A 23718-nucleotide genomic window follows, 5' to 3' on the forward strand; every position below is an offset into this window, starting at 1 on the left:
TAAACACGCAAAATGGTATTTTACATCTAACTGCACAAACTTCATAATCTCGATTGACTGTTTTAATCGACTTGAAATTATGCCCTTATTCCCCTCTCCTCCAAAATCACTCTGTATCCTGCGTTTGTCAGCCATAGGCGATGTCTGCAATACAGTTTCTGCCGTTCAAGCAATCCAAAGACAGTGGCCTGATACAAAGATCACTTGGATTACAGGTAAATTGGAGTCGAAGCTTATTCACGACCTTCCAGGCATTAAAGTTATTGTTTTCGATAAGAAACAAGGCTGGAAAGGATACAAATCTCTTTGGGGTGAGTTAAAAGGCGAACACTTTGATGCTCTATTACACATGCAATACGCTTTTCGTGCCAGCATTGCAACGTTAGGTATTAAGGCCACATATAAATTAGGTTTCGATTCAGCTCGTAGTCGAGATTTTCAGCACTTATTTACTAATGTAAAAGTTCCTTCGCCAAACAAAAACCATGTACTCGATGGATTACTAGCTTTTGCTTCTACGTTAGGTATTGAAGACACAACACCACAATGGTTCATTCCCTACTCCGAGAGTGATAAAGCTTGGGCGCTAAATCATATCGAGAACAAGAGTAGAAACTTAATAATCGTACCAGCAGCAAGTAAAGCCTACAAAAACTGGCACTCTAAGGGCTATAGTGACGTAATACAACATGCCTATGATCTTGGTTGGAACGTCATCCTAGCAGGAAGCCCTACCCAAATTGAGCTCGATCTAGCTAAGGAAGTGGAATCTTTATTGCCTATACCAATAACTAATATCGTCGGCCAAAGTAGCTTAAAGGAAATGCTCGCTCTGTTAGATGCCGCCGATCTTGTTATCGCACCAGATACTGGTCCTGCCCATATGGCCAACTCAGTTAGCACACCAGCTATTGGCTTATATGCTCATCATAACCCAGAACGTACCGGACCATACCAATACCTTGATTATGTGGTATCTGTCTACTCAGAAGCTTTAAAAGTCGAGACTGGCAAAGAGCCAAAGCAAGTAAGTTGGCGCACTCGAGTTAAAGACAAAACTGCGATGAACCGTATTCAAAGCGAGCAAGTAATCGAAATGTTCGATAAGGCTGTTTGTGACTTCAACTTGAACTAGTTGTAGTCAGAGATACAATAGGCAGCATACTGCATTGACTAACTTTAATTCTTTGAGGATTTCGAGTGACTAAACCCACACTAGCTGTAGCGATTATTGCGAAAAACGAAGCTTTGCACTTAAAAGCATGTCTAGATACGGTAAAAGGCTGGGTGGACGAGATTGTAGTTCTTGACTCAGGTAGCACTGATAACACTGAAGAAATAGCACGCAGTTTTACTGACAAGTTTTATGTCAATGATAATTGGCCTGGATTTGGCCCACAGCGCCAACTGGCACAATCTTATGTCGAATCTGACTACGTGCTCTGGCTTGATGCCGATGAGCGAGTAACACCTGAGCTCAAAGAAAGCATTACAGCGGCTATCGCTAAAAATCAGCCTAACGTTATATATCAGTTTTCTCGACTAAGTTGGGTATTTGGCCGCTATATCCGGCATTGTGGCTGGTATCCCGATAAGGTCATCAGGCTCTACCCAACGAAGCTCACTCAATACAACGACGCGTTAGTGCACGAAAAAGTCGAAGTGACTTCTGCCATGCTAGTACAAACTCTTAAAGGGGATGCTATTCATTACACCTACAATGATATCCATCATTATTTGGTGAAGTCCGCTGGGTATGCAAAAGCTTGGGCAGAACAAAGAGAGAAAAAAGGCAAATCGAGTAGCATTAGCCAAGGTATGTTGCACGCCCTTGGCTGCTTCTTAAAAATGTATGTCTTTAAAGCCGGCTTTTTAGACGGGAAACAAGGCTTTCTATTGTCAGTGTTATCTGCCCATTCTACGTTTGTAAAATATGCCGATCTTTGGGTTAGAACTTCAACTGACACACCCAAGGATTAACCTTAGAAATTACGTCTTTCACATCCACTCGTGACATATCCTCCTGCTGCTCTTTGCCTTCGGCTTCGGGTGGGCAGAAAGCGATATGTCGACCCTCTGAATTAATAGGCTTCCATCTAAGTGGCGTGGCAGAGCGTTTACTTGGGAAAAAGCCGACTGTCGGTACATCGGCTGCAGCGGCGATATGAAGAGGTCCTGTTGAGCCCGCGATAAACAGGTTGGCACAAGCAATCGAGCAAGCAAAATCGACTAATCCATCGTTTTTACTGTAAACCTTCGCTGGCTTTCCTTGCTCTGCAATCAAGGCTTGCAACTCAACCGCTTTTTCTTTTTCCCCCGGGCCTGCAGTTAGAATAAGTTCGTGGCCTCCATCTAAGCCACAAATTAACTGACAATATTGCTGCAGCGATAGATTGTTGGCTGACCCGCCACTGCCTGCATGAACAAAGTACCAAGGCTTGTTTCTATCTAAACCCAATGTAAGCGAGAGCTTTTCTTTTTGGGCCGCTAGTTGCTCTGAGGAAAATTCCAAATACGGCGCACTAGGTTCAACAACAGGTTTGCCAGTATCGGTAAAAAAAGCTCTAACTAAATCTAGATTGTACTCATATTCAGGTTTCGCTGATTGAGACCGCTTTTGCTTAATGCGCTTGTTATAAAAAATCTGGGCGATTTTAGTTGCTGGAGCAAGGCGGTAAGGGATTTTAGCTTTCCAAACTAATTTGGCATTGTAGGTTGTCGAAAATAGATTAATTGAAGCATCAAACTGCATTGATCTGATTTTTTCAATAAGCGCTCTCTGCTGCTCTTTTTCCGCCTTTTTTCCACAATCTACGATAACGTCGTCAATCCAAGGACATAGATTGGCGAGATCAGCCGTGTAGTTGGGTACTAGAGCAGTTATTTGGCAATCAGGTAAAGAGTGCTTTAGCATAGCGAAGCTTGGCCAAGCCAACATAAAGTCGCCAATCTTATCGTTTCGAATTACCAGTATCTTTTTCACTGAATTTACCTAAGTACACCTATTGAACATCAAGTTGCCAATAATACCCAGTTAGATAGGTAATTTCGAAGCTTTTTGATACTATTGAAAGAGATAACCTTTCTGAGAAATGGATTGTGAGAAAAAAACAAATTTCTAGAGTGATTTACCCTGGCACCTTCGATCCTCTGACTAATGGCCACTTAGATTTAATTGAACGTAGTACAGAAATGTTCGACGAAGTCATTATCGCCGTCGCAGCAAGCCCTAGTAAAAACACCATGTTTACGCTAGAAGAACGCGTTCAGTTTGCTGAGCAAGTGACTGAACATTTGGACAACGTAAGCTCAAAAGGATTTTCTGGCTTGCTAGTTGATTTTGCTAGAGAAGAGAAAGCTAATGTACTCATTCGCGGCCTACGAACAACCGTCGACTTTGAGTATGAATTTGGTTTAACCAATATGTATCGCCGATTGATGCCGGGCTTAGAAAGCGTATTCCTGACGCCAGCCGAAGAACATGCCTTCCTATCTTCAACAATAGTGCGTGAAGTGGCAATTCACGGCGGTGATGTTGATGGCTTTGTTCCCGAGGTCATAGCCAAAGCACTAAAGGAAAAAGCGAAAGTTTAACGCTAGCTTTGGCAACTTGAGCAGAAAAACGTATTCCGCTGACCAATTTTCTGCTCTTGGATCTTTTCACCACAATTTGGGCAAGGCTGCTTAGCTTTACCGTATATTTTCAACTCTTGAGCAAAATACCCCGGTTTTCCGTCTGCTTGAGCGAAGTCTTTCAATGTTGTTCCACCCTGCTCTATCGCTGTGTTAAGCACTTGTTTTATTTCAGAGACTAACTTTTCCCATTCGCTTTCCGATAACTTTCCTGCTGCACGTAAGGGCGAAATTCCAGCGGTAAACAAGGACTCATTGGCATAAATATTCCCAACACCAACGACAATTTTGTTATCCATTATGAACTGCTTAATCGCGACACGCTTACCATTCGCTTTATCATGCATATATTGCACATTGAAAGCATCCGTCAGCGGCTCAGGTCCAATATTCACAAGAAGTTCGTGCTCTGTGCCTTGTTCGCACCAAAGCCATGCTCCAAAGCGCCGTGGGTCGTTGTAACGAAGTACTTTGCCACTGTCTAGCTGCATATCAACGTGATCGTGTTTCGCTGGTGGATGAGTCGAGTCTAAAACTCTCAGTGAACCAGACATACCGAGGTGGACCATAGCACTGCCCACATCCGTTTCTATTAACAAATACTTTGCTCGGCGATATACACCAGTTATCGTTTGCCCTTGCAAAAGTTTTAGTTCATTCGGAATATCCCACCTTAGCTTAGACGTACGGAAAGTAAGTTTAGTAATAACATGACCTACGAGGTGAGGAGTGATTCCCATTCGACTAACTTCAACTTCTGGCAATTCGGGCATAGTAACGACTTCAAAGCAATGATAAGGGTTATAGTAGCAAATAACTCGGAGCGACAGAGATTGCAATCCACTGCTCTTGCCAATTTTTTAACAGCAAAAACTGTGGTGTTTTATATAAGGTGATCCTTTGCGGCTCTTCCTGATCCCTATACCAGACTTCTACGCTTTCTGATGCGCCAAGTTTAGGTATCAAAGCTTCAAATGTTGGTTCGTCTACATTTGTTCCGAGTAAGCTCTGCCAACGCTCTTTTAACTCATTAGCTGCAATAGTACTTTTGGGGCTCAGTAACCATTCGCCTTGATTGTTCTCTAAAGCCCAACCATTTGATTGAATAGATTGTAGAGGTTTGTTTGGATTAAGCAGATAACTTTGGTTTGGGTGCTCATCTTCAATCAAGTAACTTTTTATAATATTTGGCAAATTCAACAGCAAAATGAATGCGATGATGGAAAGAATAAGAATATTGTTCCAACGGCGACGGTTGTATTTCATAGTGGCTATCCATGCCTAAATGTATAGGTTGTTTGAGGTTATCACACTGCGAAGGAATTTCAGACAATAAAAAACCCAACTATAAAAGCTGGGTTTTCACACTAATAAATCAGGAGAATCAAGATTACTTGATTTTCGCTTCTTTATACATAACGTGCTTACGTACAACTGGATCGTATTTTTTGATCTCGAACTTGCCCGGCATGTTGCGCTTGTTCTTATCAGTTGTGTAGAAGTGACCAGTACCAGCAGATGATACTAGACGGATTTTCTCACGAATGCCTTTAGCCATTGCTTAATTCCTCTTAAACGTTTTCGCCACGTGCACGGATATCAGCAAGAACAGCATCGATGCCTTTCTTGTCGATAATACGCATGCCTTTAGCAGTTAGACGTAGTTTAACAAAACGTTTTTCGCTCTCTACCCAGAAACGATGAGTTTGTAGGTTCGGCAGAAAACGACGCTTAGTAGCATTTCGTGCGTGTGAACGGTTGTTACCCGTTACTGGACGCTTACCAGTTACTTGGCATACTCGGGACATGAATGTCTTCTCCAAATCGTTTCAGCTCGATATCAACCTTGGTGGCCGAACCTCTCTCTCATAATAAAAGAAGTTTGAGGTTAAAAACCGTTATGGAAAGTCCATACAAGGCTATCAAAGGTCGCGCATTATACTAACTTGACATGCATTGCTCAAGACCCGAACAGATCCTTTTTACAGGTTTTCGTGATCTTTTTTGAGCAGAGCTGAATTCAGGTTCAAATTTTGTCGGGCGATTCTATCAGATTTTGCTCAACTAACAAGACAAAAATGTGCGTTAAATCAATTGATGTTATTTGAATCCTTATCAAATCAGCCCTCGCTCAGCAAATGACACTACATCGGGGTCTCCAACGACAAAATGGTCCAGCACACGTATTTCAACAAGACTGAGCGCTTCTACTAACCTTCTGGTAATTCGTTTGTCTGACTCACTGGGCTCTGCTATCCCAGAAGGATGATTATGAGCAAAAATAACCGCTGCTGCATTTTTCTCTAGAGCGCGTTTTACTACTTCCCTCGGATAAATAGCCGCAGAATCTAGCGTACCTTGAAACAACACCTCGTCGCTTATAACTCGATGTTGATTGTCTAAGAACAGAACATGGAATGTTTCACGGGGTTGGTGTCTTAATAGCACTGACAAATATTGCTTGGTATGTTGCGGGCTAGTCAGGACATCGCCTCTTTGTAAAGATTCAGACAAGTACCGCTTAGCCATTTCTAATATAGCCAATACTTGGACGTATTTCGCCTGTCCTAACCCTTTGTGCTGACAAAAATCTGTTTCTGTTGCGCAAAGAAGTGCCGATAGAGAACCAAACTGACCAATTAAGTAATCTGCCAGCTCCAGAACATTCATAGAACGACTGCCAGTACGAAGAAAAATAGCAAGCAGTTCAGCATCACTTAACGACTCGGCTCCTTGGTTTAACAGTTTTTCTCTCGGCATACTTTCTCGCGGTATACGCTGCAAGCTCATATCAACCTCCAACTGCGACATAAAATACCTAGAGTAAAAGTCATCGCGTCGCGATACTTGATGAAAACCATAGTCCGAGAGTCAATAGAATGAAAACTGCAAGCACAATGTTGGTAACAAATGGTTAGCCGTGCTGTTCTCTAGGCACCACAAGGCGTTTCTGCTATCTTAGCAACAGAAAATTGAAGGATAAAAAGAACATGCAAACATTAGCAGGAAAAAAAATCCTCCTGGGTATTAGCGGTGGTATCGCGGCTTATAAGTGTGCTGAATTAACACGTCGTTTAATTGAGCGCGGCGCAGAAGTTCGCGTCGTAATGACAAATGCAGCAAAGGAGTTCATTACTCCTCTCACCATGCAAGCAGTGTCGGGACACCCTGTATCAGATAGCATATTTGACCCAGCAGCTGAAGCTTCGATGGGTCATATCGAACTTGCTAAATGGGCAGATCTCGTTCTGCTTGCTCCAGCGACTGCCGATCTTATCGCTCGCATGGCAGCAGGAATGGGCAACGATCTCTTGACCACGCTAGTGCTTGCGACCGACTCTCCGATTGCTGCTTCTCCAGCTATGAATCAGCAAATGTACTCTAATGTTGCTACACAAGAAAACATCGCTACACTCGCACGCAGAAACATGCAGATTTGGGGACCAGCGGCAGGAGAGCAAGCTTGTGGCGATGTGGGCCCAGGCAGAATGTTAGAGCCAATGCAGCTTGTAGAAAAGTGTGAAGCTTATTTCCAGCCTAAACTTTTAGCGGGTAAATCGATACTGATTACTGCCGGTCCGACTCGTGAAGCTATTGACCCTGTCCGCTATATTTCTAACCATAGCTCAGGGAAAATGGGTTATGCGCTTGCAGAAGCAGCCGCGCAATATGGTGCAAACGTCACTATCATCAGTGGCCCTGTCAGTTTAGGTACACCAAATAGCGTAAATAGAATCAATATAGACAGCGCTCAAGAAATGCACGAGCAAGTCATGAGCCTTGCAGAAAAGCATGATGTATTCATCGGCTGCGCTGCTGTTGCAGATTATCGTCCAGCTAATATTGCAGAGAATAAAATCAAAAAGACCGATGATAAAAATGACATGTCGATTGAAATGGTCAAAAACCCAGACATCATTGGATCTGTAGCTGCGCTAAAATCCAATCGCCCATTTACCGTTGGGTTTGCAGCTGAAACCCAAGATGTAGAAAAATACGCAAAGAGCAAGCTTACAAAGAAAAACCTAGATATGATTTGTGCAAACGACGTATCTATTGAAGGGCAAGGCTTCAATAGCAATGACAACGCCTTAACACTTTATTGGCATGGTGGTGAGCAGCGCTTGCCGCTACACTCAAAAAAAGAGTTAGCCAAGTCCATCATGCAAAATATCCATGAAAAGTTAACTAGCTCAAAGAGCGAGTAACGACTCAGCATCAACATCTAGCATTCACAATCTCAAGCTACCTAACTTAACAAACTGCATTTAAGGTCTAGGTAGCTTTATACTTTATCGGTACGCACTTTGGGTTATAAGGATACGATTAATGGCCGGGACTAGAAAATCGAATCGTCGCGAAGAAATTCTACAAGCATTAGCAGAGATGCTCGAATCCACTGAGGGAGCATCACGCATCACAACAGCTAAACTTGCCAAGCAAGTCGGTGTGTCAGAGGCTGCACTTTATCGCCACTTTCCAAGTAAAGCACGCATGTTTGAAGGCTTAATTGAATTTATCGAAGAGTCACTAATGTCGCGCATTAATCTCATCTTAGATGAAGAAAAGGACACGCTAAATAGGCTCCAACTAGTATTGCAGCTTATTTTGGCGTTTTCCGAACGCAACCCAGGGCTTACTCGAATTCTATCCGGACATGCCTTGATGTTTGAAAATGAGCGATTACGCGATAGAATTAACCAACTGTATGAGCGTATTGAAACGTCTCTCAGACAAATACTCAGAGAGCGCAAGCTCAGAGAAGGCAAGTCTTTCCCTGTCGATGAGTCCATCCTAGCAGCGCAACTGCTTGGGCAAGTAGAAGGCAGTTTGAACCGCTTCGTTCGCTCTGATTTCAAATATCAACCAACTGAAAACTTTAAAGAATATTGGGCACTTCTCAGCGCTCAAATACTGTAATAATTATGAATGATAACTACGTGGGAAAGCCCGCGTTTTCTCTCTCTTTGCTGCACCCAAAATATTGGGGTGTTTGGTTTGGTTTCGGTTTGCTGGCATTAATTGTCAACATTTTGCCATACTTTATTCTACTCAAGTTAGGCCGCTCGCTCGGTAAACTAGGCAATCTAATTGGCAAAAAAAGGGTATCAATTGCTCGCCGAAACTTGGAGCTCGCGTTTCCAAACAAAACAGATGTGGAAATTGAAGCATTTGTTGACGAGAACCTGAAAAATACAGGCATGGCGTTAATGGAAACCGGTATTACTTGGTTTTGGCCAACTTGGCGCTTTAAGCGTATCCTTGTAGACAAAGACACAGAGGTACTAAAGCGCCTAAAAAAGGAAAATCGAGGGATTCTTTTTTGCGGTGTACATGCACTAAATCTAGAGGTTACCGCAAGAGCGCTAGCAGTGTTAGGCATGGCAGGTTATGGCGCATATCGACCTCACAGTAACCCAGCTTACGAATTCATCCAATATCGAGGTCGCACACGAAATAACAACAAACTCATCTATCGTACCGATATGAAGAAAATGGTTCGTGTATTAAAAAAAGGGGAGCTATTCTTCTATCTGCCCGATCAAGATTATGGCCACCATCGCTCCGTATTTGTACCTTTCTTTGCAGTGGAAGAAACATGTACAACGACTGGTACCAGCATCCTCGCATACACCAGCAAAAGTGCAATTGTGCCCGGCTCTGGATTTCGCAATAGCAACGGCAAGTATGAAATTATTGCGAACGAAGATATTGAGCCAAACTATCCGAAGAAAGATCCGGAAGCAGCTGCAGCATACATGAACAAATATGTGGAAAAGATTATACTTCGCGCACCTGAGCAATGGCTGTGGTTACATAAACGATATAAATCACTGCCAGACGAAACCAAAACCAATTCGCGCTACCTTTAGTAAGTGGCAAATTTTTAGATAGGTATTTGCCAATGAGCACCGATAAAAACAGTGTTGACAAGCACTTACACAACCCAACATTTCAATGGAACTTTCTTCACCCGAAATACTGGGGAACATGGATAGGCATCTTGTTTGCAGCTCTACTCGCATTTATGCCAGTAAAACTTCGTGATCCTATGGCTGCTAAGCTTTCAAGATTAGTCTTGAAAAAGAATGGCCGTGTTGTTCGCCGCGCTAGAACAAACTTAAGGTACTGCTTTCCTGACAAATCAAAGCAAGAGCGCCAAGAGATATTAGAAAAGACGTTTGCTAAAGCCGCGCAGTATATGCTGGGCTATTCTGAGTTTTTAGTGCGCTCAACCAAACATAATCAAAGCCGTGGCGTAATGATAGGTGAAGAAAACCTGTTACCTTTGCTCGATGCAGGTGAAAACGTCATTATCTTAGCCCCTCACGCATGGGCGGTGGATTATCCAGCGGTCATGTTGGCAGCTAAAGGCTACAAAGTGACAACAATCATGAAGCCGCAGCGCGATCCTATCGGCGACTGGTTAATGCAAGTCCAGCGCATGCAATATGGCGGACGCATTTTTGCACGTGAAGCAGGCGTTAAGCCCTTTGTTCGCTCTATCAAAGATGGTTACATTGGTTACTGGTTACCAGATGAAGATTTTGGCGCACAGAATTCCGTATTCGTTCCGTTCTTCGGAACTGAAAAAGCTACGCTGAAAGGCTTTGGCAAAATGGCCAGGCTATCAAAAGCGAAAGTAGTCCCGGTTTTGCCTACATACAATGACAAGACCAGTAAATATGAAGTTCATATTCTACCAGCTTTGGAAAACTTCCCTACTGGGGATGAAGAGCAAGATGCAAGAGCAATGAATGATGCCATTGAACGTTTAGTTACCCCACATCCAGAAAACTACATGTGGAACTTAGCACTGCTCAAGACAAGACGTGACGGTAAAGAGATCTACGATAACTCCCATCGAGGGGATCGCACCGACATTGAGCTTGAAGAATAATATCTCGCATATAAAAATGCCCTGTAGCTAAAATTACAGGGCATTTCTTTAATCACGAGTCGTTACTTAAACGCCATATTCTTCACGATATGCTTTAACAGCCTCAAGCTGCTGAGCATTGTCACCTTTCTCTTCAAGGTAAGTGATCAAATCACCTAAGCTGACAATTGATACGACTGGGCAGCTAAAATCACGTTCTACTTCTTGAATCGCAGATAACTCACCTTTGCCTTTCTCTTGGCGATCAATCGCTACAAGTACACCAGCCAAACCGGCATTACATGCCTTGATAATCTCCATCGATTCACGGATAGCCGTTCCTGCAGTAATCACGTCATCAACGAGCATGATGCGACCTTCAAGTGCACTACCAACTAAGTTGCCGCCTTCACCATGATCTTTTGCTTCTTTGCGGTTAAAGCAATATGGTGTATCGACATTGTGCTGATCTGCCAATGCAACCGATGTTGTTGTTGCGATTGGAATGCCTTTATAGGCTGGGCCAAATAGCACATCATATTTAATACCCGACTCTACCAATGCCGCAGCATAAAAACGCCCTAGGCGTGCAAGATCTCGCCCAGTATTAAACAATCCAGCATTAAAGAAATATGGGCTTTTACGGCCAGACTTTAAAGTAAACTCACCAAACTTTAAGACTTCTTTTTCAAGTGCAAACTCTATAAATTCACGTTGATATGCTTTCATGTGCTCTCTCTACTACTTCATTTATACTTATATAAAAAAATAGCCCCGAATATCGGAGCCATTTAAATAATTAATTTGAACGCGATAACTTTTGCGCTTCGACAATATTGGCAATGCCTACCTTCGCCGACTCAAGTAATGCCATAAGTTGCTCTTGACTGAAAGGTGCTCCTTCAGCAGTACCTTGGACTTCAATCATGTTTCCATCTTCAGTCATAACAACATTCATGTCTGTATCAGCCGCTGAATCTTCAACGTACTCAAGGTCACATAGGATATCTTCACCAAGAATACCTACAGACACTGCTGCAACATGACCTTTCATTGGGTTGCTTTTCAGCTTGCCACTTTCAACCAATGAATCAAAAGCATCTGCCATTGCAACACTTGCACCAGAAATTGATGCAGTACGTGTACCACCGTCAGCCTGAATAACGTCACAGTCAACCGTAATCATGATTTCACCCATAGCTGGCAAATCAACCACTGCACGTAAGCTACGAGCAATCAGACGTTGGATTTCCATTGTACGACCACCTTGCTTACCGCTAGCCGCTTCTCGGCGAGTACGCGAATGAGTTGCGCGTGGCAACATGCCGTATTCTGCTGTCACCCAGCCTTTACCTTGGCCTTTAAGCCAACGTGGAACATTTTCTTCCACGGTTGCATTACATAACACTTTGGTATTGCCAAACTCAACCAAAACTGAACCTTCAGCATAAGCAGTGTAATTACGAGTAATTTTAATAGGGCGAACTTGGTCCGCGGCGCGATCATTTGGACGCATAAAACTTTTCCTTATGGCTAAGAAGTGACCGACAGAATTGGTGCAGCATTATATAGGAATTCCACTCAGCTTCATAGGCTGACACTGTACGGCAAACGGAAGATAATTTCTGAACGATATATGCTACTATAGCGACCATCATTTTCTTTATTCCGTAAGCAAGGACAAATCAATGATCTACAGCATGACGGCCTACGCACGCAAAGAAGTCAAGAATGACTGGGGTTCAGCCGTATGGGAAATTCGTTCGGTCAATCAGCGTTATCTAGAAACTTACTTTAGAATGCCTGAGCACCTGCGCAGCCTAGAACCTGTTCTTCGAGACCGTTTTCGAAAGCGCCTTGCTCGCGGAAAAGTAGAGTGCAACCTCCGTTTTGAAGCTAACCCAGCGGCGCAAGGCGAGCTCACTATCAATGAAACTATGGCTAAGCAGGTTCTCTATGCTGCTCATCAAGTCACGCAGCTTACTGGCGGTGAAGAAATCCGTATCAACCCATTTCAAGTCATGCAATGGCCTGGTGTGATGGAAACACCAGAGCAAGACATGGATGCAATTAAGCAAGAGCTACTTGCTGCATTTGATGAGGCTTTGGGTGAGTTTATCGAAGCTCGTGGCCGTGAAGGCGATAACATGAAGTCGCTTATCGAACAAAGGCTCACCGCAATCAGCGAAGAAGTGGTGAAAGTGCGCGCCAGAATGCCAGAAATCATCAAATGGCAACGTGAACGTCTACTGACCAAGTTTGAAGAGGCAAAAATCGAACTTGATAGCTCTAGAGTAGAACAAGAGCTCATCATCCTAGCGCAAAAATCAGATGTGGCTGAAGAACTCGACCGCCTAGATTCGCACGTAAAAGAAACCACCAATATTTTGAAAAAAGGTGGCGCTGTTGGCCGAAGACTAGACTTCATGATGCAAGAGTTTAACCGCGAGTCCAACACCTTGGCTTCGAAATCAATCAGCACTGACGTGACTGCATCAGGTGTTGAGCTAAAAGTTTTGATTGAACAAATGCGTGAGCAGATCCAGAACATAGAATGATGTTTTTGCCAGTTTTGGCATGAATCGGATTTCATTATAAGCCCCTATAAAATGGGGCTTTTTTGATTCTCTCTGTTTTATTCCGTTTCCCATTGTATCATACTAAGTGATGACACAGGTGATGACACAAATGGCTGTGTCATCAAAAAGCGAACGAAATGATGACACAGATTTTCTCTCGTTATGATGCAAAGGATTCGGGCTTAAGATGAACAACAAACAAATTGATGCTTTGATACGTGCTGGAAATAACACCATGAAGTGTGTTGATGACGGCCTATATTTACGCATTGCCCGCGGTAAACCATCTTGGGTTGTAAAATACTCGATTGGAGGAAAGCGAAGCCAAATTGCACTACCCAATGCTTATCCAAGCATGTCGATTAGCGAAGCAAAAATGGCAGCTCTCCAAATCAGAGAAGAGGTCAAACTTAACATCGACCCAAAGTCGAAACGCAAAGCCGCTGAACTAAAGTCGATTAGAACCGTAAATCAGCTTTTCGAAGACTGGTATCAAAGCTATCTCATCAAGAACTTTAAACACCCTGATATACCTGCTCGTTACTATCGTAAAGAGATGAAAAGGCATATTGGCGTTATGGCCGTATCTGAAGTAACACCTCAGCATATACGGCTCATTATTGACACTGTTGTATCTTCAGGAAGGCAAAGTGCTGCAAACAAAACTCTGCAATATGCCAAGCAAATGTTTAATCACGCTATAAAGCTCAACCTGACAAGCTACAACCCAGCTCAAGCCTTCACCCCAAAAGACGCTGGTGGCACTGAGCACAGCAGAAGCCGGGCCTTACAAAAGCACGAAATTCACTATGCTTTTACTATTCTCAATCAGCAGAGTCATATTTTCACACGAGATAATTATCTTGCTTGCTGCTTACTCCTCTGTTTGGGCTGCCGAAAAGGCGAACTGATCTCCGCAAAATGGGAGCAATTCGATTTAGAAAACCAAACCTGGCACTGCATCACCAACAAAAAGCGAAAAGACGCACCGACTGAAACGATCGTCATTCCACTAACCAAGTTAGTCATTAGCTGGCTCGAAGAGTTATGCGTACGCTCGGCTGGCTCTGCTTACGTATTTCCAGCAAGAAGGGCAAGCAAGCGAAGAGGATATATTTCAGACGATACACTCAACCATGCGCTCGCAAAGATATTTGGAATGAAGGTAGACAGTAAGAAAAAGCCCTACCCTAATTTTTTACCTGATATCGAGCCTTTTACTGTGCACGATTTACGAAGAACCTGCCGAAGTTTACTAGCAGAGATCGGTATCAACGAACAGATTGCGGAAAGATGCCTCAACCATAAGATTCAAGGTTTAATAGGTATCTATGACCGCCACAATTATTACGAAGACAGAAAATCGGCATTGCAAAAACTGTCTGACTTAGTTGAACCCCTACTTCCATAGAACAACAAGAAGGCCAATCTTGAATACTACTTGTATTGCATTAGAAAGACTTACTGACTGGTATATACACAATGACTACTCGCAGGTCGAAAGCTGGACAGTTGCTAAACTACTTGAGCAAATTGATATCCGACTAGACTTACTTGATCATGCTCTTCGCAACAGTGGACACATAGAAAACGATATTCGTTGGCACTCACTCAGTCACAACGATATCGACCTAAGCAATGTTAATCACAGCCGCCCTGCATCAGCCAACTCAATGAAAAGTGAATATGCTGAACTCATCACTAAAGCAGGAATGGTAGGCTTAGCAAGCTCGAACTCACAAGAGCATACACCTATACAGAAAGACTACATCGTTCGTTTACCCAATGATGAACGGGGCCTCGTAGCGTATCTTCCATTGAGCTCGGCAACCGATGATGCCATTCTTCGTGACCTATCCCATTTGATTAAACAAGCTAGGCAGAGGCTCGATATTCCTGAACCAGCAGAACCTCGCTCTAACCCTTGCCGTAGCGCACTAAAAAGCATCATAAAATACAAGGCACTATCGTATTTAGATATCTGTTTGTACAACATTGTTGAAGGGAAACTAAACGAACATCCTAAGAAATTCGGCCATATTGCTACAGCTTTGAGTCACCATCCACTTTCACGCCATGTTAGCAGCGAGGTGTTGCCGGAAGAGGTAAGACAATGGAACCTCCGCTTCTACTCATGCAAGTTGCTCAATGAAGATTGGATTCGGGACATAATGGTCAATATTCATGCTGACAAATCACTGCAAAACTCGCTGGTGGGAGAATTCATGTTGTCAAGGTACAAATTAATTTAATAATTTGTACCTTATACCCGCTGCGAGCTGAATTTATAGTTTCCACATTGACTTACACAACTCAAAGCAACGGAAACTATGAACATTCCAATCAGTAACGAACGTTTAGTAAAAGAAAAAGATCGCGAACGCATTACCACTATCTCTCGCTCTCAAGCATGGAAACTAGAACAGAAAGGCCTATTTCCTAAGCGGCTCAAGCTGGGAGACCGCTCAGTCGCATGGAAGCTTTCAGAGCTTCTAGATTGGATCGAACAGCAAGAAAGAGCGTAGCGGTTATGAAACACTTTGATTTTTGCAGGGAGATGACTCGACAAAGAGTCAAGATCGTAACAAAAACTCAACTGGCGAAAGCCCTAGGTGTTAGCGAGGCGACTATTTATCGAATGATTAAGCGCCACCAGCTACCTACACCGTTAAGGACACCACAAGGCTATACTCGGGGTTGGCTGCGCGCCACACTCGATGACTGGTTTCAAAACATTACCAATTCAAAGGGAGCTTAGCTCCCTTTCTTTTTACTTTGCCGTGACCACATTTGTTCACTATTGCAATGCAAACTCACTAACTGACACCACACCAGAACCTTAATGCGGCCAGAACTCATGGTGGTTTGGCATGAGTTCTGGTTCATTTTTTCGCAGGATATAAATAATGTTTACAAGCTCTGTCACTTTGCATCCAACACGTCGAAATGTAGCCTACTACCATTACAAAGGCGAAGAGCAACCCATCCTATATTCTGAGAAAGGTGTTTGCACAAAAATCCTTAAGGCTACCTTTGAACAAATAGATAAACTGTTCAGCTACTACTCTAAAGTCACCATTGTACTCACTCAACTTCACCAGTCGCAGTACAGCAATGATAATGCAGCACTCTCTAAGTACTTCAAAATAATGACTAGGAAATTGAAAAAGCACTTCGCTACAAAATACATGGCATATATATGGGCTAGAGAACAAAGCACACCTGATACTCAGCAGCACTATCACATTGCATTTATTCTAAACGGACATAAGTGCAACAAGAGCTATACGGTCGATGGTTTTAGTGAAGAAGTATGGAAGCAGGTTAGCGAAGGAGGCTTTGTGTACAAACCCAAGAATAGAGTGTTCCTACTTTACCGTTCAGGAAAAGATGCCTTGCTTCGTAGTGCCAGAATGAGGTTAAGCTATGCTGCTAAACATCAATCTAAAGACCAAATTCAGGCTGGAATTAAGCGCTTTGGCGTCAGTCAACTGCGCTACAAACAGAGCTAGCTGCATTCGATCGCCTTTCGATCGCACTGTTTAACAAAACATTTCAACTTTGAGCAAGCACTGAATACCAAGAAGGCCAAAATCTCAGCCGATACAACAACAAAAGGCACAGGAGTGATCTGCGCAAAAGCCCGTTAAGTGACTATCAAACTGCACAGAAAGGGGAACCTTAAGTGCGCATACTCGATACTATTTGCTGGATAAGTGCTTGCTTGGCTGGTGGTTGAATATATTGGTTAGTTCGCACTTGGATTGGGTTCTTCAACTGAGCCATGAAAGCTAAAACACTTTTGCCCCTAACCTTCTTAGCTTTTGAATTTGATAAATTTATCTCAAGTAAATTCACCTATATAAAATTTATCTGACTACTTCACTGTCTATTGTAAAAAGTGTCTGAAGTAATTCGAATCGTATTGGTAAATACTACCTACATAAGTTGGTGTCTAAAACCATTGGAGAAGCCTACTTAGATGAAGGGGAATACTGGACATCGGCATGCTATGTGGGACAATGCGACCACTATCAACTGGAAGTTCATAGTTCTTAGAATTCCCTCACCATAAGATTAAAACTGATCTAGTAAGATAACTGATGTTCAAAAAATATCCGAAGCTAATCAAAATCGCCATTCCTTTCGCGTGGGTTATAGCGATAGTCGCGCCTATATATCATGCCTTTTTTCCATGGCCTCCGATTCAAGCTGAGATCAACAAATATCCGCACGACATAGCATTTTTTACCAGCTCTCACTCCACGACAACTATCCCAAATAATTATGGAGATGATAGTAAGACTGAAACCACTGAGTCTTACGTGCCAATTACGTTCGAACCATTAACCTCTTCAACTTTAACTCTTACCGAATATCCTGATGGAAAGCTAGCTCCCAGCATTGAGCCTGGCGGTTTATTTACCATTATTTATTCGTATATTTTCCTGATGGTAATGACTTACGTGTTTTGGTTTCGAAGAAAGAATGAGCTTAAGAGCGATAAGTAGCTTGTAGAAATTCGTCTCCTCCCCGTCATGTTTCAACCTGAAGGAGAGTCGATAGAACTTTAAGTGAATAATCTGGATCGATTTGACTAAAAATTTTATAAGGCACCTAGCACGATATTGCCCCTTTCCGTGTTAGAGTCTTAACTCAAACGGCATGTTAATATATCAATTCTCCTTATATTTACTAATGTAGAGAATTGGTCCGTTTCCATTTCACGAAATCTATAGAAGTGGTCGAAACAGAAAGTGTATGCGATAAACAGAAAGTAGGCAGCTACCCGTTTAAACGCCATTGATGCTCAATTCTAAACTGCTTAGGTGTTACTGAGCTATATGCTTTAAACGCTTCATTAAATGAGCGAACGGAATTGAAATTACTTTGCTCCGCGATAATCGAAATCGGAATGGATGTTCTCGCCAATAACCTCTGAGCTTTCTTAATCCTGATATACCGATATAACTCGGTAAAGTTAGTATCTAATTCTTTCTTTAACAACCTTTTCAAAGATGACTCACTCATATTAAATTTCGAGGCACAATCAGTAAAAGAACGAATTTCATCAGCACTTATATACTCTATAAGTCTAGGTAGCCAGGCTTGTTGAATGGCTGTTATATGCGGCTCATTTTTATCACAACTGGTGCGTAGGGAATCAAGAATACTAACTACTTTGGTTACTTGTTCGACTGAATTTGACTGCTTCATCTCTAACATCGGTGTTTTGTATAGAGATTCTTTACATTTTGTATCGAGTGTTAAAGTAACTACCTGATTAATAGCCTTCAGCCAATGTATAACAGGTTGAAACTCAGGGATGGCAGTGTCGAGCAGCTCATTTCCAAATAACACTACTACGATATCTTGAGCCTTACTTTCACAATCCCAAGTATGCCGCACATATGGTGGAATGAGAATTAGCTCATTTTCCTTTGTTCTAGATACTGAATCACCGATATAACGCATACCATTACAATTAGTTAACATTATTAATTCATAACTGTCATGAGCATGGAACTCAAACATTGGAAAACTATTTTTTAAATGATGAACTCGTATCGAACGGTTCGGTGAAAAGCGAGTTAACTTGATATTCGCCATTTGGACTAAAACCTCTCCAAGGTGAGCTCAAACCGCCAAAAATACCATGGGTAGTCGTTAAAGTTAAGGACGAGGTAACAAAATGAATAACCAAATTTTTACATTTTAACTCTCGTACATATTTTTAATTTATTAAGGTAACTAGCATGGGTAATGGGAATCTAAATATTGTTTTCGACTTGGACGGAACCATAATTGAACACGGCAAACCGTTAGGTAGTCAAAAGGCTAAAGATATAGTGAGGCTTACATCGGGTTGTAATTTGTTTTTTGCTTCAGCCAGACCGATTAGAGATATGTTACCGTTGATACCTGAAGAATTAAGAGGTGCTACATTTATCGGTTGTAATGGTGGGCAAGCATGGAAAAATGGCGATATGATTTTTTCAAATCAATTTCCCTATGAAGAAATAGGGCCTATACTAGCCCTTTTAAAAACCAAGTCCACTCCCTATGTTATTGATAGTGAATGGAAATATTCATTCTCACAAAAGAAACATGATTTCCAGAGTTATATTGAATCACTATCAGATTTTAGAGTATCTGAGGAAGACATCATTAGGCATGGCGTTACTAAGCTCTTAATTCTCTGCTCACAAGTAAAAAAAGATATAGAAAAGTTTATTTTGTCTAATAATTTGAAATGTAGTCTTCATTCCCATACTCATGACAATTTTTTTGACTTAACACCCATCAAAACGAACAAGGCAGAAGCCCTTGATAAACTCGGCGTCGAATTCGAGAACACTTTGGCAATAGGTAACGACTACAATGACTTTGACATGTTAGATAACTCGAAAATATCAATTTTTGTTGGAGAGACAGGCTCTTATGATAAAGCAAGTTACCGCTGTTCATTTGATCGCGTTTTAGATGTAGTGGCAGATATTATAAAAAAAACGAATTATAATCACTAAAGTAGTTTAGGGGAGTCGGGCAATCAGTTGGGCGCCTTCACTTCTCCCATAATATCTAATGAGTATTACCATCAAATAGGTTAACGACTCTAACGAAGTTTTGTCCAACAAATTAGCTAGTTCATGTGATGGCTAATTCAGATGTGCATTATTAAACTTAGGTATTTTACGAATATATAATTTCGTTAATTCTGACCATATGAAGTAGATACCACTTCTTTGACCTCTTTAATGATGCTTTTAAGGGATATAACTTTATTGTTAAATGACCGCCCACAGTGGCGGTCTTTTTTACCTTAAAGGTACTTTGTGAAGAAGTTACCAATACTTTTCCTAATATCAACTAGCCTGAATAGGGCTGGCTATCTAACAAAGTTTTGTCCAAAAATTTAATAATGAACACACTTCATTACTGTGATCTTGGCTAGTATGTACTGCTTAGTTCTGCGCTGACCTATTACATAGCAGTAATGATTGGTAGAGCACTTCAATGAGCAATAATTTAGGTTGGGTTTTGTAGGGAGTGAGGTGACTGAAAGCTCAGCTTGTGCTCAGGGCGGAATCTTGTGCAAAAAGCCCGAATCCTGCCGTACAGAGCTAAACTTCCAGTCGGTGATGAAAGTCGAGAATGACATACTGCCAAGCAGTTTGCACAGCCAGAATAATAACATCCGTCACCTTTGTTGAAGATACAGATAGGCACCGTAGTAAGTCAAACTTTCGAGATTGACTCGATTCAAGTTATTAAAAAGTTACTAAACAGATTTGTATCAATAATGAACATAAGCTTACTGTTTGACATGTAGAGCTCATACACCACTTTCAAAGGCAGCTCCATAACTTAGAAAGCCTTTACCCCGACAATTGTTGCCATTTACTATACGCTGAGTTTTTTACAATTGGCTTTGATTTAACTATGCAGCATCACCAACCTATGAATTTCTCAATAAGCAAGGGCTCAAAGGGAGTTTTAATCTTTAGCATTGTCGTTTTTTCTCTCTTTTCTGTACTTGGTTTTACACAGGTTTTCATCCCATCAAGCTCACTTCAAGAGCATCAACAGAATGTTCGTATTGGATTGACCGTTGGTTTAATGATGATTGGTATGGCCGCTGTCATTTATAGATCTCTTAAAAAGCTACCCACTTGCAACGTTACAATTGATGATGATGGAATTTGGGGTAGCCACCTAACCAAAGAGGGCAATCTCGTATACTGGGACGAAATATGCAGCTCACGGCACGCTCCGTCATTTCAGAAGTGCTTTTACCTACTGGATAAAAACAGAAGGAAACTCTTCACAGTTCACTATCAGACAGAAAACTATGAAGAACTAGTTAGACTAATTCGATATCGAGCTAACATTCAAATTGATGAGCAATCTCACGCAAGAGTTAGGGTTGTAACGAGAACCTGAGCGACACAGGCGAAAAGTGTTTATTTCGATTTTCGGTTATCTGGCCTATCGCACCATAAGAACCAGTAGACAGTAGAGGCAAGGTTTTCGAACTTATTCACAAAGCAGAATTACACTCTACTGCTAGATATTCTTTTAACTATTTAGCGATTGACCAAATAAGAACTTAGTTGTATACCTAGTAGTCTGAGGAGCAACTTAGACCGAAACCGGGATTCGGACTCACCCTGTGAGAAATCGCCCCGTACGCTGGTAGCTCCTCAACTTTACTTCTTCATCAAAAGGAAAGGGTATGTATAGGCTAATTGAGTACGTCGAAGAGCATGCAGTAGGCTTAACTTATATCTCAACCTTTCTCGCTATTATCGCCGGAATCTATTTGGGAATCTTCTATTAGCCCATTTAGCGTTAGGAATGTAGAAACACCCACCAGCGACCACCAGCTTTTTCACCTCTGCATATTGCCAATTGATGACACAGGTGATGACACAATCTAAAACCAAGACAAAAAATCAGTGTAAGCTTTTATTTTAATTGCATTTTATTTGTTTACTGTTTTTTCAGATCCAGAACATAGAATGATGTTTCTGCCAGTTTTGGCATGAATCAGCTTTCATTATAAGCCCCTATAAAATGGGGCTTTTATTTCGGCCGTTCTGTTTGAGTAACATGTTATCTATCCAACACTAACTCAACTTTCTACGTAAGGTATGGATATATCAAACGTTACGCCATGCCCCAGCACAGAGTGGCATGATATTTTCCCTTTTAATAGTTGAACGACAATATTGAAGACCACGTGAGCTCCTAAGCCATGGTGCTCTCGGTGACCGCGTTTACTGGTTACAAATGGTTCAAATATTTGCTCTTTCATCTCGCTATCCATCCCGCAGCCTGAATCTTCATACTTAATATACAAACGGCTAGCCTTTCTCTTTATGGATATGCTGATAGTTCGATCGCCACTCCAGTCATTGAAAGCATGATTAAGAGAGTTCAAAGCTAAGTTTGTGTATATTTGGGAGAAGCTATTAGGTGTACCAAAGAAGGTGAGCCCTTTGTCACAGTCAATACTGATTTGACATTGAGCACCATCTATTTGCTCTTTGAGAGCGTTAAGAGATTGGGTCAAGTTCTCATAAAGGTTAAATTTACAGCCAGCATCTTCCTCTTTGGTTTCCATAACAGAAACCTGCTTAAAGCCACTTACTAGATCAGATGCCCTCTTCAGGTTTACTTGCAGCAACTCTGCTGACTGCTCCATATCCAACATCAACTCAATTAAGTCTTCCTTAGAGATGTCTCCAGAATGGATGCTTGAAGTCATTTGACTCACTCGATCTTTTAGATATGTCACGGCCGTAGTGCTCACTCCAATAGGGGTATTAATTTCATGAGCAACTCCAGTTACCAACCCAGCCAAAGAAGACATTTTTTGCGCCTCTAGTAGATCTTTTTTCTGGTTCATATCGTGGGTAATATCAGACCATGTATGTATCACTCCGTTGATGTTGGTTTTATTCTTTCTTAGCATCCACCACTTGTCATCATGAGACTGAATTTGGATATAATCTTCAGCATCTTCGGTATCAAGTATTTTCCTTAGCACTTCTTGTTTTTCTTTCATTCCAGAAAAGCGAAACTTCGTTGAGATAATATCCTCATACATGTCAAAGATACTAAAGTTACCGTCCTTAAATAACTCTTTTTGGTGGCCGAACTCGTCATTAAATTGTTTATTGATTAGCAACATCTCGCCACTATCATTAAAGAAAACGAATCCATCCCTCATGTTATTTATTATATCTAAGGTCCGTTTGTACTCTTTTAATGAATCCAACTCCAACAATCGAATCTTGTTTTTGTAGTGGGTAATAACTAAAAGCAAAAGCATCAAAATGATAATGCTGCCAACAACAGCTCGCTCAATCACTTTGTTCGCAACTCCGGATACAACCACTAAGTCATCAGAAAAGAAGTAGCTTGCAGCCATTGCAAGGTAGTGCATACTCGCTACTGAAAAACCAAAGAAAAAAGCGCCAAGTATTGTCCTTTGCACCTCATTTAGCTTTTTCGCACTTAGCCCAGTAATGACTAACAACATACTTGCAGACATCAGCCAAGATATTACTACCGAGATAGTCAGGATACGCAAGTCGTACACCATGGAGGCCTTCATCGACATGGCCGTCATACCCACCATATGCATCAGTGAAATACCAAGCGTTAGCACCAGAGCAACACCCACCACTTGCTTCTTGGTAATATTGGGCAAACTTAAATAATGCAAAACAATGATGGACGCTAATATCGCTGGAAGTACAGATATAACGGTAATAAGCACATCGTAGTACACCTTTACAGGCAACGTAAAAGCGCTCATTGCTGCAAAGTGCATACTCCAAACGCCAAAGCCCAAAATCACCCCACCAATCACTTTGAGATGTATCGTAGAACCCGCTTTCTGGGAAACAATAAAATGGTTAACACTTAATGCACAAAAGCCAGCAATCACAGCGATAAGAAAAGAAATAAGAACAATCGTAGGCTCATAATTTCCCTCAATGGCATTGTGAGTATTTACTACCAGTTGAAAATGCTCGTGAGAAGTCATGTATTAAGTCCGTTGAAACATTGAGCTATAAATAGCGTTAATTTTGAGTATAGGCTCCCTAGAAACTT

At 41.8% G+C, this 23718-nt stretch carries 25 protein-coding genes; 15 read left to right on the plus strand and 10 right to left on the minus strand.

Annotation, left to right across the window (positions count from 1 at the left end):
• Nucleotides 1–79: 79 nt before the first annotated feature.
• The gene (locus L7A31_RS18795; protein ID WP_237363285.1) at nt 80–1135 is read left to right on the plus strand and encodes a glycosyltransferase family 9 protein; all 1056 of its coding nucleotides are present in this window, start codon (nt 80–82) and stop codon (nt 1133–1135) included.
• A gap of 65 nt (nt 1136–1200) precedes the next feature.
• On the plus strand, nt 1201–1980 hold the full coding sequence (locus L7A31_RS18800) for a glycosyltransferase family 2 protein (protein ID WP_237363286.1): 780 nt from the start codon (nt 1201–1203) through the stop codon (nt 1978–1980).
• On the opposite strand, the gene L7A31_RS18805 is transcribed toward L7A31_RS18800, so the two are convergent.
• Entirely contained in the window at nt 1949–2983 is a 1035-nt protein-coding gene (locus L7A31_RS18805; RefSeq protein WP_237363287.1) for a glycosyltransferase family 9 protein, read from the minus strand. The genes L7A31_RS18800 and L7A31_RS18805 overlap by 32 nt on opposite strands.
• A 116-nt stretch (nt 2984–3099) precedes the next feature.
• Between L7A31_RS18805 and coaD the strand changes: the two genes are divergently transcribed.
• Nucleotides 3100–3594, plus strand: a complete 495-nt coding sequence (gene coaD / locus L7A31_RS18810) for a pantetheine-phosphate adenylyltransferase (protein ID WP_237363288.1) — start codon at nt 3100–3102, stop codon at nt 3592–3594.
• A gap of 2 nt (nt 3595–3596) precedes the next feature.
• On the opposite strand, the gene mutM is transcribed toward coaD, so the two are convergent.
• The 5 genes from mutM to radC all read right to left on the minus strand — a co-directional run bounded on the left by mutM (nt 3597) and on the right by radC (nt 6423).
• A complete protein-coding gene (gene mutM / locus L7A31_RS18815) occupies nt 3597–4406 on the minus strand; it encodes a bifunctional DNA-formamidopyrimidine glycosylase/DNA-(apurinic or apyrimidinic site) lyase (RefSeq protein ID WP_237363289.1) in 810 nt (269 codons plus the stop codon).
• 28 nt (nt 4407–4434) lie between these two features.
• Nucleotides 4435–4899, minus strand: a complete 465-nt coding sequence (locus L7A31_RS18820; RefSeq protein ID WP_237363290.1) for a hypothetical protein — start codon at nt 4897–4899, stop codon at nt 4435–4437.
• 124 nt (nt 4900–5023) lie between these two features.
• Nucleotides 5024–5191 carry a 50S ribosomal protein L33 gene (rpmG, locus tag L7A31_RS18825; RefSeq protein WP_237363291.1) on the minus strand — a complete coding sequence of 56 codons (168 nt, stop codon included), beginning with the start codon at nt 5189–5191 and terminating at the stop codon, nt 5024–5026.
• 13 nt (nt 5192–5204) lie between these two features.
• Nucleotides 5205–5441 carry a 50S ribosomal protein L28 gene (rpmB, locus tag L7A31_RS18830; protein ID WP_021704597.1) on the minus strand — a complete coding sequence of 79 codons (237 nt, stop codon included), beginning with the start codon at nt 5439–5441 and terminating at the stop codon, nt 5205–5207.
• 307 nt (nt 5442–5748) lie between these two features.
• Nucleotides 5749–6423: a RadC family protein gene (radC, locus tag L7A31_RS18835; RefSeq protein ID WP_237363606.1), complete on the minus strand. Its 675-nt coding sequence runs from the start codon at nt 6421–6423 to the stop codon at nt 5749–5751.
• 200 nt (nt 6424–6623) lie between these two features.
• Here radC and coaBC point away from each other — a divergent pair, with 200 nt between their 5' ends.
• The 4 genes from coaBC to lpxM all read left to right on the plus strand — a co-directional run bounded on the left by coaBC (nt 6624) and on the right by lpxM (nt 10534).
• The gene (gene coaBC, locus L7A31_RS18840) at nt 6624–7841 is read left to right on the plus strand and encodes a bifunctional phosphopantothenoylcysteine decarboxylase/phosphopantothenate--cysteine ligase CoaBC (RefSeq protein WP_237363292.1); all 1218 of its coding nucleotides are present in this window, start codon (nt 6624–6626) and stop codon (nt 7839–7841) included.
• Between the two features lie 121 nt (nt 7842–7962).
• The gene (gene slmA / locus L7A31_RS18845) at nt 7963–8553 is read left to right on the plus strand and encodes a nucleoid occlusion factor SlmA (RefSeq protein WP_237363293.1); all 591 of its coding nucleotides are present in this window, start codon (nt 7963–7965) and stop codon (nt 8551–8553) included.
• Nucleotides 8554–8558: 5 nt separating this feature from the next.
• On the plus strand, nt 8559–9506 hold the full coding sequence (gene lpxL / locus L7A31_RS18850; protein WP_237363294.1) for an LpxL/LpxP family Kdo(2)-lipid IV(A) lauroyl/palmitoleoyl acyltransferase: 948 nt from the start codon (nt 8559–8561) through the stop codon (nt 9504–9506).
• A 32-nt stretch (nt 9507–9538) separates the two neighbouring features.
• Complete coding sequence (lpxM, locus tag L7A31_RS18855; RefSeq protein ID WP_237363295.1) at nt 9539–10534, plus strand: lauroyl-Kdo(2)-lipid IV(A) myristoyltransferase; 996 nt, start codon at nt 9539–9541, stop codon at nt 10532–10534.
• Between the two features lie 66 nt (nt 10535–10600).
• On the opposite strand, the gene pyrE is transcribed toward lpxM, so the two are convergent.
• Together pyrE and rph are read right to left on the minus strand one after the other, a co-directional pair.
• On the minus strand, nt 10601–11242 hold the full coding sequence (gene pyrE, locus L7A31_RS18860; RefSeq protein WP_237363296.1) for an orotate phosphoribosyltransferase: 642 nt from the start codon (nt 11240–11242) through the stop codon (nt 10601–10603).
• A 70-nt stretch (nt 11243–11312) separates the two neighbouring features.
• Nucleotides 11313–12029 carry a ribonuclease PH gene (gene rph / locus L7A31_RS18865; protein ID WP_237363297.1) on the minus strand — a complete coding sequence of 239 codons (717 nt, stop codon included), beginning with the start codon at nt 12027–12029 and terminating at the stop codon, nt 11313–11315.
• Between the two features lie 172 nt (nt 12030–12201).
• On the opposite strand from rph, the gene L7A31_RS18870 reads away from it, so the two are divergent.
• The 7 genes from L7A31_RS18870 (at nt 12202) to L7A31_RS18900 (ending at nt 17603) form a co-directional block, all read left to right on the plus strand.
• Nucleotides 12202–13071 (plus strand): YicC/YloC family endoribonuclease, encoded by an 870-nt coding sequence (locus L7A31_RS18870; RefSeq protein ID WP_237363298.1) that lies wholly within the window; start codon nt 12202–12204, stop codon nt 13069–13071.
• Between the two features lie 208 nt (nt 13072–13279).
• On the plus strand, nt 13280–14503 hold the full coding sequence (locus L7A31_RS18875; protein WP_237363299.1) for a tyrosine-type recombinase/integrase: 1224 nt from the start codon (nt 13280–13282) through the stop codon (nt 14501–14503).
• 19 nt (nt 14504–14522) lie between these two features.
• Nucleotides 14523–15344 carry a DUF6387 family protein gene (locus L7A31_RS18880; protein ID WP_237363300.1) on the plus strand — a complete coding sequence of 274 codons (822 nt, stop codon included), beginning with the start codon at nt 14523–14525 and terminating at the stop codon, nt 15342–15344.
• Nucleotides 15345–15422: 78 nt separating this feature from the next.
• A complete protein-coding gene (locus L7A31_RS18885) occupies nt 15423–15617 on the plus strand; it encodes a helix-turn-helix transcriptional regulator (RefSeq protein ID WP_237363301.1) in 195 nt (64 codons plus the stop codon).
• Nucleotides 15618–15622: 5 nt separating this feature from the next.
• Nucleotides 15623–15850: a helix-turn-helix transcriptional regulator gene (locus tag L7A31_RS18890; RefSeq protein ID WP_237363302.1), complete on the plus strand. Its 228-nt coding sequence runs from the start codon at nt 15623–15625 to the stop codon at nt 15848–15850.
• Between the two features lie 148 nt (nt 15851–15998).
• A complete protein-coding gene (locus tag L7A31_RS18895; RefSeq protein ID WP_237363303.1) occupies nt 15999–16604 on the plus strand; it encodes a YagK/YfjJ domain-containing protein in 606 nt (201 codons plus the stop codon).
• 591 nt (nt 16605–17195) lie between these two features.
• Nucleotides 17196–17603, plus strand: a complete 408-nt coding sequence (locus L7A31_RS18900; protein ID WP_237363304.1) for a hypothetical protein — start codon at nt 17196–17198, stop codon at nt 17601–17603.
• A 274-nt stretch (nt 17604–17877) separates the two neighbouring features.
• On the opposite strand, the gene L7A31_RS18905 is transcribed toward L7A31_RS18900, so the two are convergent.
• On the minus strand, nt 17878–18702 hold the full coding sequence (locus L7A31_RS18905) for a helix-turn-helix transcriptional regulator (RefSeq protein WP_237363305.1): 825 nt from the start codon (nt 18700–18702) through the stop codon (nt 17878–17880).
• Nucleotides 18703–18848: 146 nt separating this feature from the next.
• On the opposite strand from L7A31_RS18905, the gene L7A31_RS18910 reads away from it, so the two are divergent.
• Nucleotides 18849–19619 (plus strand): HAD-IIB family hydrolase, encoded by a 771-nt coding sequence (locus tag L7A31_RS18910; protein ID WP_005365718.1) that lies wholly within the window; start codon nt 18849–18851, stop codon nt 19617–19619.
• Between the two features lie 2108 nt (nt 19620–21727).
• Here L7A31_RS18910 and L7A31_RS18915 read toward each other — a convergent pair.
• The gene (locus L7A31_RS18915) at nt 21728–23650 is read right to left on the minus strand and encodes an MHYT domain-containing protein (RefSeq protein WP_237363306.1); all 1923 of its coding nucleotides are present in this window, start codon (nt 23648–23650) and stop codon (nt 21728–21730) included.
• Nucleotides 23651–23718: the final 68 nt, after the last annotated feature.

The organism is Vibrio marisflavi CECT 7928 (assembly GCF_921294215.1).
GTDB classification, from domain to species: Bacteria; Pseudomonadota; Gammaproteobacteria; order Enterobacterales; family Vibrionaceae; genus Vibrio; species Vibrio marisflavi.